The sequence below is a fragment of the Candidatus Polarisedimenticolia bacterium genome (assembly GCA_035764505.1).
Classification (GTDB): Bacteria; Acidobacteriota; Polarisedimenticolia; order Gp22-AA2; family AA152; genus AA152.
Map to the genome: position 1 here is coordinate 23492 of DASTZC010000269.1, position 11338 is coordinate 34829.

The following is an 11338-nucleotide window of genomic DNA, read 5'->3' on the forward strand; positions in this document are numbered from 1 at the left end:
CCGTCTGCAGTTCCCATTCCGCACTTCCTGAAAACCCACCTCGTTGCAGGGAACTTTTCGAGGGAATGATCCTCCAAGGAGATTGAAGTGCCATGCCCATCCTTTTGGAGGAGGCCGATCCCATGGATGTGATCCGAGCCGTAAGGCGCGCCGCGTGCGCGGCTTTTCTGCCGCTCTGCGCCGGAATTGCGGGCGCCGCCGAACTCAAGCCTGTTTCGCGCGTCACCGGGGTCACCGTCTACCGCGACGGGGCCCTGATCACCCGGGAGTCCAAGGTGAGCCTGACCCCAGGCGATCATCGGATCCTGCTGGAGGAGATCCCCTCCGTTGCCGACCCCAGCTCGGTGCGGGTCACCGGCAGCGGCGCGGGCGGCATGACGCTCGGGGGCGTCGAGATCTCGCAGGAGTTCCGCGCCGCCAATCTCACGCCCGAGTACCGGCAGCTGCAGGACGAGATGCAAGAACTGATCGGGGAGATGGGCAGCCTGGACGATCGCCAGAAGTCGATCAACTCGCTGCGGGAATTCCTCTCCGGCCTCAAGGCGTCCGCCGGACAGGAATCGAGCAAGGACCTCCTGGCCCGCGGCTTCGCGGTCGACTCGTGGCAGAAGGCTTTCCAGTTCCTGTCGGAGCGTCTCAACGGCCTCGCGGCCGAGGAGCGCGCCATGGCGCCCAAGCGCAAGGACCTTTCCGAGCAAATCGAGGTGAGGCGCCAGAAGCTGAGCCAGCTCGCCTCCCAGGGCGGGCTCCAGCGCTGGAGTGCCGCGGTCCTGGTGGCCTCGGCGCACGGCGGTGAGTTGACGCTGCGGACGACCTACCTGGCGCGCGGAGCTTCCTGGCAGCCCTTGTACGACGCGCGTCTCGAGCCGTCCACCGGCAAGGTGGAGCTGGTCTGGCAGGCGCAGATCACCCAGAACACCGGCGAGGACTGGAAGGAGGTCGCCGTGTCGCTCTCGACGACCCGACCGGCGGCCGGGATCGACCTGCCGCAGCTCGCGAGCCTGACCCTCGTCCCGGCCCCGATGGCCCCTGTCGCGAAGGCGAAGGCCGCCAGGAAGGAGGCGAACCAGGCGGCCCCGGAGGCGGATTATCGGGACGCGCTGACCCTCGCGGATGGCGCCGAGGGCGGATTCGTCGGCGGGGTTGTTTCGGCGGTACCGGCGCCGGCGCCCGCCGAGATGGCCGAAGCCGAGACATCGCGGCGCGACGTGGCGGTCACCTTCGATCTGCCCGGGAAGCTGGACATCCCGAGCGACGCCCAGCCGCACAAGCATCGGGTCGCCTCCCGGGATCTGGAGGGAAAGACGGAATACCGGACCATCCCGAAGCTGAACCCGGCCGTCTTCATCATCTCGAGCGTCACCCTGACAGGGGAGGTTCCTCTGCTGCCGGGCCGGGTCCAGCATTTCGTCGGGCCGGATCTCGTGGGTAGCTCCTGGATGATCGATCGCGCGGCAGGAGAGGAATTCCCCCTTTCCTTCGGGCCGGATGATCGCCTCAAGGCGGAGCGCAAGCCGATCTGGAGGAAGGTCGAGCAGAAGGGGAAGGACGACGAGATCGACTACAAGTTCGTCACGACCCTGGAGAACCACCTCGGGGGCGACGCCGCCCTGGAGCTGAAGGACCGTATCCCGGTCTCGGGTGACGAGCGGATCACCGTGAGCCTGGACGAGAAGGAAACCAGCGCCGGCTTCACGCGGGACCCCAAGGAGCCCGGGATCCTCACCTGGCCCGTCACGGTCCCCAAGGGAGGGAAGAAAGAGATCACCCTGCGCTACCGGGTGCGCGCCCCCCGCGGATGGCCGGTGTCCGGGATCGAATGATCCTCAAGCTTCGCGCAGGGCGTTGATGATCTTCAGCCGGGCCGCGCGAGCGGCGGGGAAGAAGCCGCCGAACAGCCCGATGGCCACCGAGAAGATCATCCCGGCGACCAGGAGCCAGGTCGAGAGCTGGAAGTTGAACAGGATTTCGGCGAAGGTGTTGAAGTTCTGCGTCCCGGTCGGCGCGGTGAGGAAGAACTTGACCACCAGGGTGGCGATGACCCCTCCGACCAGGCCGCCCAGCACCCCCAGCGCGAGCGACTCCAATACGAACGACAGGAGGATGGAGTGCCGCGGGAAGCCCAGAGCGCGCAGCGTGGCGATCTCGCGGATGCGCGCGGAGACCTGCGCGTACATCGTGTTCATGGCGCCGAAGGAGGCCCCCACCGCCATCAGGACGGCCACGAAATAAGCCAGGAACTGGATCGGCTTCGCGGTGCCCATCTGCTCCTCGTAGTAGAGGTCCTCGGGCTTGGCGTCCAGCTTCACCTGCTGGTTCCCCTTCACCGCCGCGGCGAAGCGGTCGCGGCTCGCCAGGTCGGGAACCCGCACCCGCACGATGGAGAAGCCCTGGTCCCGCCGAGTCTGCGCCTGCACGTCGTGCGCGTCGGCCCAGATCTCGGAATCGTACGGCGACCCCTTGGCGTCGAAGATCCCCACCACCTGCCATTTCTGCGAGCCCGACTGGATCGTCCGTCCCACCTCGGTGCTGGCGAAGCGCTCCTTCGTGCGGCGCGAGACGATCGCCTCGTTGGTGCCGTAGCGGAACATCCGCCCTTCCACGATGGGCAAGGGCGGCCGCAGCTGAAAGGCCGCCGGCTGGACGCCCCGCACAATCACGTTGGTCTTCTTGCCGTCGCGGCGCGGGACGTTGATCAGGATCACCGATTCGGGCGACACCAGCGGCTGTCCCTTCTCGTCGCGGGCGATCCCCGGCAGCGCCTTGATGGTCTCCACCTGATCCCTCAGGACGAAGCTCTGCACGTCGGACTGCGCGCCGACGCGCATGACGATCAAGTTGAGCGGCGAGACGGAGGTCTGGAAGGTCTTGCGCACCCCCTCGGCGAGCGACATCACCAGCAGGAACACCGTCACCACCAGCGCCACGCCCAGCACCGTCATGGCGGTCGAGACCTTCCGGACCATCAGGTTGCGCAGGTTGTACTTCAGGGGGATCGCCATCTCACACCACCTGCCGCAAGCCGTTGACGATCGAGACGCGCGAGGAGCGGATTGCCGGGACGAAGCCGGCCAGCGTGCCGATGGTCACGGCCGCCGCCATGGCCATCAGCACGGTGGCGGGAGAAACCTTGAAGTTGTAGGCGAACATCGCCACCGGTGAATGTTTCATCCCCTCGACCAGGAAGGCGGTGAACGGGAAGGAGAAGATCACCCCCGCCAGGCCCGCGAGCAGCGACAGCACCAGTGCTTCGGAGAGAACCATTGCCAGGATCTGGCCGCGGCGAAAGCCCAGCGCCCGGATCACGGCGATCTCGGTGACGCGCTCCCGCGCGCTCATCGCCATGGTGTTGGCGACAATCAGTACGACGGTGAACAGCACGATGATGGCGATGGAGCGGACCAGCAGCTTCACGTTGCCCATCATCTCCAGGAACTGGAGCGTGAACTCCTTCTCGGGCATCGCCTTCACCGGCGCGTCGCTGTTCTCGAACATCTGGTTGATGGTATCCGTGACCCGCGGCACGTCCTCGGGCGATCGCAGGCGCAGGAAGAAGATCCCGGTCTGGCCCGAGCGCCCCGCCCAGGTGTTCTCCAGGTACTTGTTGTGGAAGAAGATGTTCGACTCGTCGCGCCCCTTGTAGACGCCGCGCAGGACGAGGTCGAGATCGGTCTGGATGTAGGAGCCCTGGATGCTGATCCGGTCTCCGATCTTCCAGTGGTAGCGGTCGATCAGCTGGGAGCCGGCGATGAACGAGTCGCGCTCCGCCTGCCAGGCCTTGACCTGCTCGGCGGGAATCTGCACGTCGGCGTTGATGGTGGGCCAGACCTCCGGGTCGGTGGAGAGCTGTCCGAAGAAGTGCTCCGGGCGCTGGTCGATGTAGGTGCCTCCGAACCAGATTTCGGGCGCCACCGCCACCACCCCGGGGATCTGCTCGATCTTCTGCCGGTACCCCAGCGGCATGAAGTTCGCCAGCCCGGTGGCGTGCTGCACCACGACCCGCGATCCGGCGAGGCTCCCGGCGGCCGACTCTCCCGACAAGGCGTCGAGCAGCGAGACGAGGACGATGATCAGCACCATGACCAGGATGATCGAGCCCATGGTCAGGAAGGCGCGCGTCTTCTTGCGGAACACGTTCTTCCAGATCAGCCGGAAGTACTTCACGGCCGCAGCTCGCGCATGGCCGCCAGCTCGCGTGCTTCCGCCGGCGCGAGCACTCCCTTGTCGAGGTGCACCATGCGGCGGGCGACCGCGGCCGCCCGCGGGTCGTGGGTCACCATGACGATGGTCTTCTGGAACTCCGTGGAGAGGCGCTTGAGCAGGACCAGGATCTCGTCGGCGCTCCTGGCGTCGAGATCCCCCGTCGGCTCGTCCGCCACCAGGATGTCGGGATCGGCCACGATGGCGCGGGCGATGGCGACCCGCTGCTCCTGGCCGCCCGAGAGCTGGCGCGGGTAGTGCTCGGCGCGGTCCGCCAGCCCCACCACCGACAGCGCCGTCTTCACATGCTCGCGTCGCTGCTTGCGGCTCAGCCGGGTGAGCAGCAGCGGCAGCTCCACGTTCTCGAAGGCGGTGAGGACCGGGATCAGGTTGTAGAGCTGGAAGATGAAGCCGACATGATCGGCGCGCCAGCGCGCCAGCTGTGTCTCCCCGAGCGCGGAGATCTCCTTGTCGCCGATCAGGATCCTTCCGGCAGTGGGCTTGTCGATCCCGGCCATCAGGTTGAGCAGCGTGGTCTTTCCCGAGCCCGAAGGCCCCATCAGGGCGAGGAACTCGCCCGGCTCGACGGTCAGGGAGATGTCCTTGAGGACCGGAATCTCCAGCGAATCCCGGCGGTAGACCTTGGAGACGCGATCGATCTGGATTTGCGCCTGGCTCACGAGAATCCTCCCCTGCGTTGCGGCAACTCGCCCGCGCCGCCGGACTGTAACGCGAAGCGGCGCGGCGCGGGAGCAAAATCGGATAGGCGGTGCCTGCGGGTGGCGGACGGCTTTGCGGGCGGCACGAGCGGTCAGTCCTTGACGTGGATCTTCTGCCCGTCCTTCAGCTCCAGCTGTGCGGCACCCGCCACCAGCGTCTCTCCTCCCGCGAGCCCCTCCTGGATCTCCGCCATCCCGTCGGCGGTGCGGCCCACCTTGACCGGCCGGAACACCGCCCGATCTCCGCGGATCAGATAGACGCCGGTCTGCCCTCCGGCGCTCGCGAGCGCTCCCTGCGGCACCTGCACCGAGGTCCTGGCTTCCTTTCCCTGGGTCGGCTCGGCGGTGAAGTTCACCCGGGCGGAGAGATCGGGAAGGATCCGCTCGTCGGGATCGCCGAAGCTCACCTTCACCTTGACCGTCCCTTTCTGCCGGTCGGCCGAGGGAATCACCTGCCGGAGGTCGCCGTGATAGACGCGGTCCGGATAGGCATCGAGCACGATCTCGGCGGGCTGGCGGTCCTTGAGGACGGATAGATTGCTCTCGTTGACGTCGGCCCCCACATAGAGGGTGGAGAAATCGACCAGAGTGACGATCGCTCCGCCGTTGGAGGAGCCCTGTCCGGGGGAGCCGAATGGCGAGACCGCTTCCCCGACGTGCGCCCGCTTCGCGATGACCACCCCGTCGAAGGGGGCCCGCAGCACCGTGTAATCGAGCAGCGCTTTGACGTAGCTGACCCGGGCGCTCGTGGCGCGCTCCGCCGCCACGGCGGCGTCGAGCGACGATTGCGGCGTGAGATCCTGCGCGCGCAGCGCGCGCTGGCGCTGCAGGTCGGCCTGGGCGTTCTCCCAGGCCGCCTCGGTCTCGTGCAGCTGCGCGTCCAGGTCGGTGTGGTCCAGACGCGCCAGGATGTCTCCCTTCCTGACCCGGCTTCCCTCGGTGACCTTCAGGTCCGTGATGCGCGAGGTGATCTTCGGCGAGATGTCGGCGCGCGTCTCGGCTTCCACGTAGCCCGCCACCGACAAAACGGTGAGGGCCTGTCCCTGGGTCACCAGCGCGGCGGAGGTCTTCTCCACGGCGAGGACCCCGAAAGTACGGCTCAACAGGAAGTAGGAGACGGCCGCCACCAGCACCGCCGCGATCGCGCCCCCGAGCAGCCAGGCGGTGGGCCGCTTCGGAGGCTCCTCGCCCCGGGGAATTCTCAAGGCGGCCAGATCGGCGCCGGTTCTCGGGGTGCTGGTGCGCGATGCTTCCATGCGGAAGGATGCCCTCGGTTCCGGACCGCCCGATCGGCAGCCGGTTCATTCGATCCGATCTGCTCGGGAGGGGAAAAAGTCTATCCGCTTCCCCCCGGGGGGGTCAACGCATGGAGGCGACGCCGCGGGGCCGCAGACGTCAGGATCGAAGGATCAGGAAGGACCAATTAACAAGGATGAGCCCGAGGGCGCCGGCCCGCAGGAGCCGGCTCAGCGCGGGGCCCGGCCGCGGCGGCGCGGGAAGCTCGACGTGCAGCGACCTGCAGGCCAGGCTCACCATCGCGGCGGCCACCAGGAACAGGGCGACGGCGGCGACCAGCGGGTTGAAGGAGAGCGCCTCGATCAGCCGCCCCTGCGTGAGGGCCGCGAGAGCGCGGGTGGAGCCGCAGGTGGGACAGGGCCAGCCGGTAATCTGCCGGAAAGGGCAGAACAGCGGGAGGTGGATTCCGCCGGCGAGCGACAGGAGGTGAAGGCGTGCCGCGACCGCCGCGAGCAGGGTCGAGACACCCAGGATTGGCAGGATCGGAATCGGCGCCGCGGCGCCCGGCGCCCGAGCGGGCGCTTCCATCAGGCCGACATTCCCTGGAACATGGCCGCGAAGAAGGTGGCGAACAGAATGATACAGGCCACGATGAGCATGCAGCAGAGCAGCACGGGCAGGAAGACGGCGATCGCCGCCTTGCCCCCGGGGATCTCGTGCACCCGTGAGAAGCCGTAAATCTGCAGGACCAGCGACCAGATCAGGGCAATCAGTCCGCCGCAGAATGGTATCCACTGGAACAGCGCGGTGCTCCCCGCGGCGTAGGCGTGAGTGCGCAGGGTGGCTTCGTACCCGTGCGTGGCGCCTCCCACAATCCAGAGCGAGACGTGGAAGATGCCGGAGATGATGAACACGGAGATGGCGATGAACAGCGGGAGCAGCACGGCAAAGCCGATGCTCAGGGCCGCCATCATCGCGGGATCCAGCTGCCGCTCCTGCGCCGGCACCCCAAGGTTCTGCAAGGCCTGCCGCCAGAAGCCCTGGCTTATCCGATCCCAGAGGAGGCCTCCCAGTCCGCCGACCCATCCGAGGAGCACGACGTAGGCCAAGGCGGCGCCCACGTTCTCCCGCTTCGGCATCGCCGTGTAGAAGGCGGAGGGATCGAACAGGCAGGCCCTGAGATTCTGCGTCAGGGCGGTCATGAAGCCCAACTCGCCGCGCCGCTCCCAGGGAATCCCTTCGAGAGGCGCGCCGGAGGGAATGGAACTGCCGGATTTCAGGGTAGCTCCACAGAACGGGCAGGAAGATCCCGCGAAACCTTCCGCCAACTCCTTGCCGCATCCGGGACAATACATGCTCCGTCCTCCTCAGGATGGGGGATCCGTTGGGACGCATACGGTACACGCGACCCACGCGGGGCGCAACAGCGCCCGCGCTGCTTCAGTTCCTGCTGAGAGCCGGAGGGGGAATGCGGAAGGCGGTGGGCGCCGCTCGCGGGGGAAGATCACGTCGTGGGTCGCCGTCCTGCAGGCGCCGGTTGTCGGCCAGCGTAAGAATCTGATCAAAAGTGGCGCCGTCTTCGGGAAAGGTGGCACTCCCCAGGCGCGCGCGCGCCAGGCGGGCTCCGGCGGGAGATTCGTAGCGCACGCCGTGGACCGCCACCCGCAGCCGGGCCTCGACGCGGCGCGATTCCTCACGCGACACTCCCGGGAGGATCAGAATGAATTCGTCGGCGGCGTAGCGGATGCAGGTGTCGCACCCCCGCATCTGCCCGCGCACCGCCAGGGCGACGCCGCGCAGCAGCCGATCGTAGGGTTCGGGATCCCCGGCATCGCTCGCCTGCGCGTTCTCCAGGGAGATGGTCAGCAGCGTGAGGGGAGCACCCCGCCCGCGCGCCCGGCGAATTTCCTCCTCGAAGGAAACGAAGAGGTAGCGGGAATCCGAAGGAATGGCGCGCGGAGCTTCCGTGGAAGGCGGAGCGCTCGAGGCGCGATTCGCGTCCACGTCCCCCACGAGCGGAGTCTTCGCGGTCCGTGAGATCCCCTCCAGCAGCTTCAGGTAGGACCTGGCCCTTTCTTCGGCCGCTTCGGCCCGCTGCCGGTGCTGCGCCACGCGGCGCCGCGCCAGCAAGGCCACTCCCAAAAGAAGCGCGCCGGCGGCGGTGAGAATCGTCAGGATCTGCGCCCCGATCGGCATACGATCAATCTAGTGCCGGACAGGCGGGGCGGCAATGGCGGTCCAGACTTTTGCCCCTGGGGAACGGGTATAATCCGCGCATGTCGCGGCGCTGGATTCTGCCGGTCGTCATCCTGGTCCTCCTCTTCGCCGCCAGTCTCATCAGCGTGGAGCCCGGCACCGTGGGGGTCCTGCGCGGCGCCGCGGGCGGCAAGTCTTTCCTGCTCGAATCGGGCCTGCACTTCAGGATCCCGTTCCTGCAGCGTCTCATGGCTTATCCCGCCGGACCCTTTCCCCTCGACTTCACGCTCAATCTTCCCGCGCGCGAAGGGGCCCCGGTGCCGGTCCAGGTGCATTTCGAAGGCCTGCTCATCCGCGATTCCCTGCTCGAGTTCTCCTCGCGGGCCTCCGGCAGGAACGGTCCGACCGTGGTGCGCGAAGACCTGGAGTCCCTCATCGGCCCCTGGATCGCCCGGCACACCGCCGACGAGATCCCCGTGCAGCCGCTCGATCTGGCCGACGAGTTCCGCGACCGCGCCCGGAAGCTGGGCTTCCAGATCAAGGTGCTCACGGTCATGCGCGCCCCGGCCGGCGGAGCGCAGCCGGCGGCCCGCACACCCGCTCCCCCCGCGCCGGGACCCCGGGTCCGGGTGGCCCTGATAGGTCTCGACGGCGCCGATTGGCAGCTCATCTCCCCGTTGATGGAGCGCGGCAAGCTGCCGCACCTGGCGAGCCTGAAAAAGGAAGGTGCCTGGGCCGAGATGCGCTCCATGGATCCGATGCTTTCTCCGCTGCTGTGGACCAGCGCCGCCACGGGCAAGCTGCCCGAGGAGCATGGCGTGGTCGACTTCATGATGCGCGATCCGGAGAGCGGCAAGCGGGTCCCGGTGGGCGCCGCCTCGAGGCGCGTGCAGGCTTTGTGGGGAATTCTCTCGGGGTCGGGACTTTCCTGCGACGTGGTGGCCTGGTGGGCCACCTGGCCCGCGGAGACCATCAACGGCACGATGATCTCCGACCGGGTCGCCTATTCGCTGTTTTCCGCAGACGGTGCGCCGCCGCCGGCGGGGGCCGTCAGCCCTCCCGAATACTCCAGCCGGGCCGCCCGGCTCAAGGTCGGTGCCGAGAGCATCTCGGCCCAGGACCTGGCGCCCTTCCTGGAGATTTCCGCTCGACAGCTGGCCGATCTCAGAAAGCGCGCCGCCGCCGACGCGGCGCTGCGCGCCCGGGATCCGGTGCTGCACCTGACGCGCATCCTGGCGGCGAGCAGGACCTACCAGGCCATCGCCCTCGACCTTTTGGATAGCCGCCAGCCCGATTTCTTCGCCATCTACTACCAGGGGATCGACGAAGTCAGCCATCGCTTCGCGCATTTCGCCGACCCGAAGATGGCGATGGTGAGCGAAGCGGATTACCGGCGATTCCGCGGGGTGGTCGACGCCTACTACGAGTACCAGGATCACCAGCTGGGCGAGCTCCTCTCGCGCCTCGATCCCTCCAGTCTCGTCCTGGTGCTCTCGGATCACGGCTTCAAGAACGGCGATGCGCGCCCGCGCGACCACCCGCCCGATATCGAAGGCCAGCCGGCACGCTGGCACCGGCGGGAAGGGATCTTCCTGGCCAAAGGTCCGATGGTGGCGCCGGGAGAGAAGAAGGCCTTCTCGTTGCTGGAGGTGGCGCCCCTGGTCCTGTCGGCCGAAGGGCTGCCCACGGCGCAGGACATGCCCGGAGTGGTGCGCGAGGATCTCTACGCCTCGGAGTTTGCGCTCTCCCGCCCGCGCCAGCCGGTATCGACCTATGAGACGCGGATCAGCCCGAAGGCGGCATCACCGGTGGCGGCCGCCGATCCGGCCTCCGCGCAGGCGCAGGAGGCGATGGAAGAAAACCTCCGCTCCCTGGGCTACATCGGCTCAGGCAAGGGAGGCCAGGAGCCGACCGATACCGCGTTCGCGCATGCCAACCTGGCCGGCATCTACCTGCAGCGCGGGCGCACCGCCGAGGCGGAGAAGGAAGCGAAGGAAGCGCTGCGTATCGTCCCGGGCTATCTCCCGGCGCTGGTCTATCTCGCGGAGGCGTACCAGCGGCAGGGACGCTTCGAGGAGGCGATTCCCCCGGCACGCCAGGCAATCTCCACCGACAGTCCCGATCGGCAGCCCGGGATCTATCTCCTGCTCGCCAATCTCTACGTCTCCGCCGGCAAGGCGGGGGAGGGGTTGTCCGATCTCTCCACTTTCCTGGCGCAACGGGGCAACGAGAGCGACCTGCATTCCGCCTTCGGCATCCTCAAGGCGGCGGGCGGGGACCCCGCGGGCGCCGAAGCGGCCTTCCGCCAGGCCCTGCGCCTCGATCCCGCGGCGCAGGAGCCGGTGAAGCGACTGTTCGATCTGTATCGCAAGCAGGGAAGTCCCGAGCGATTGGTCTCCTGGATGGAGTCCCTCCGGAAGCAGAACCCGGATTCGGCTTTCCATGCGAGCTATTACGCTCTGGCCCTCGATCAGGCCGGCCGTCCGAAGGAGGCGGAGAGCGCCTACCGGCGCGCGCTCGAGAAGGATCCGGCGCACGTCGGGTCGCTCGTGAACCTGGGAAACCTCCTGGCGCGCACGCGCCGCTTCCAGGAAGCGATTCCGCTGTTCCGCAAGGCGATTGACGAGGATCCGCGCAGCACCGAGGGGCGCGTCGGACTGGGCGCGGCGCTGAGCCTGGCGGGGAAGAATGACGAATCCGTGGCCGTGCTGGAAGAAGGGGAGAAGCTGGGGCTGTCCTCTCCGGCGCTGTACAACGCCCTCGCGATGGCTTACTACCAGCAACGCCGCAAGCGGGAAGCGATTGTCTCGCTCAAGCGGTCGCTGCAGCTCGACCCGGCGCAGTCTTCGGCGCGATCTCTGCTCGACGAGTGGCAAAGACCTTGAAGAAGCCGCCGCGCGGTGAAGGCAGGGGACGGCGCCCGGGTCCGGGGGATAGGGGCGGGTCCGGTCGAAGGCAACGTCCCGCCGGTGGGGGGGGGCGCAGAT

General features: G+C 67.8%; 9 protein-coding genes. 2 read left to right on the forward strand and 7 right to left on the reverse strand.

What is annotated here, in order from left to right; translation table 11 throughout:
* Nucleotides 1-92 precede the first annotated feature (92 nt).
* Nucleotides 93-1823 carry a mucoidy inhibitor MuiA family protein gene (locus VFW45_17410; protein ID HEU5182568.1) on the forward strand — a complete coding sequence of 577 codons (1731 nt, stop codon included), beginning with the start codon at nucleotides 93-95 and terminating at the stop codon, nucleotides 1821-1823.
* A 3-nt stretch (nucleotides 1824-1826) separates the two neighbouring features.
* Here the strand turns inward: VFW45_17410 and VFW45_17415 are convergent, their stop codons facing one another.
* The 7 genes from VFW45_17415 to VFW45_17445 form a co-directional block, all read right to left on the reverse strand.
* Nucleotides 1827-3002: an ABC transporter permease gene (locus VFW45_17415; protein HEU5182569.1), complete on the reverse strand. Its 1176-nt coding sequence runs from the start codon at nucleotides 3000-3002 to the stop codon at nucleotides 1827-1829.
* A gap of 1 nt (nucleotide 3003) precedes the next feature.
* Complete coding sequence (locus VFW45_17420) at nucleotides 3004-4164, reverse strand: ABC transporter permease (protein HEU5182570.1); 1161 nt, start codon at nucleotides 4162-4164, stop codon at nucleotides 3004-3006.
* Nucleotides 4161-4880 carry an ABC transporter ATP-binding protein gene (locus tag VFW45_17425; protein ID HEU5182571.1) on the reverse strand — a complete coding sequence of 240 codons (720 nt, stop codon included), beginning with the start codon at nucleotides 4878-4880 and terminating at the stop codon, nucleotides 4161-4163. The genes VFW45_17420 and VFW45_17425 overlap by 4 nt, the downstream gene beginning before the upstream one ends.
* 131 nt (nucleotides 4881-5011) lie before the next feature.
* On the reverse strand, nucleotides 5012-6175 hold the full coding sequence (locus VFW45_17430; GenBank protein ID HEU5182572.1) for an efflux RND transporter periplasmic adaptor subunit: 1164 nt from the start codon (nucleotides 6173-6175) through the stop codon (nucleotides 5012-5014).
* A gap of 139 nt (nucleotides 6176-6314) precedes the next feature.
* Nucleotides 6315-6743 carry a DUF2752 domain-containing protein gene (locus VFW45_17435; GenBank protein HEU5182573.1) on the reverse strand — a complete coding sequence of 143 codons (429 nt, stop codon included), beginning with the start codon at nucleotides 6741-6743 and terminating at the stop codon, nucleotides 6315-6317.
* Nucleotides 6743-7510, reverse strand: a complete 768-nt coding sequence (locus VFW45_17440; GenBank protein HEU5182574.1) for a YIP1 family protein — start codon at nucleotides 7508-7510, stop codon at nucleotides 6743-6745. The genes VFW45_17435 and VFW45_17440 overlap by 1 nt, the downstream gene beginning before the upstream one ends.
* Nucleotides 7511-7595: 85 nt before the next feature.
* Nucleotides 7596-8351 (reverse strand): diguanylate cyclase, encoded by a 756-nt coding sequence (locus VFW45_17445; GenBank protein ID HEU5182575.1) that lies wholly within the window; start codon nucleotides 8349-8351, stop codon nucleotides 7596-7598.
* An 80-nt stretch (nucleotides 8352-8431) separates the two neighbouring features.
* Here VFW45_17445 and VFW45_17450 point away from each other — a divergent pair, with 80 nt between their 5' ends.
* Nucleotides 8432-11236 (forward strand): alkaline phosphatase family protein, encoded by a 2805-nt coding sequence (locus VFW45_17450; GenBank protein ID HEU5182576.1) that lies wholly within the window; start codon nucleotides 8432-8434, stop codon nucleotides 11234-11236.
* Nucleotides 11237-11338 lie beyond the last annotated feature (102 nt).

Bases quoted from the DNA above. Each gene is read 5' to 3' on its own strand.
- VFW45_17410 (HEU5182568.1), top strand. From the start codon at position 93: ATGCCCATCCTTTTGGAGGAGGCCGATCCCATGGATGTGATCCGAGCC.
- VFW45_17415 (HEU5182569.1), bottom strand. From the start codon at position 3,002: ATGGCGATCCCCCTGAAGTACAACCTGCGCAACCTGATGGTCCGGAAG.
- VFW45_17430 (HEU5182572.1), bottom strand. From the start codon at position 6,175: ATGGAAGCATCGCGCACCAGCACCCCGAGAACCGGCGCCGATCTGGCC.
- VFW45_17435 (HEU5182573.1), bottom strand. From the start codon at position 6,743: ATGGAAGCGCCCGCTCGGGCGCCGGGCGCCGCGGCGCCGATTCCGATC.
- VFW45_17440 (HEU5182574.1), bottom strand. From the start codon at position 7,510: ATGTATTGTCCCGGATGCGGCAAGGAGTTGGCGGAAGGTTTCGCGGGA.
- VFW45_17445 (HEU5182575.1), bottom strand. From the start codon at position 8,351: ATGCCGATCGGGGCGCAGATCCTGACGATTCTCACCGCCGCCGGCGCG.
- VFW45_17450 (HEU5182576.1), top strand. From the start codon at position 8,432: ATGTCGCGGCGCTGGATTCTGCCGGTCGTCATCCTGGTCCTCCTCTTC.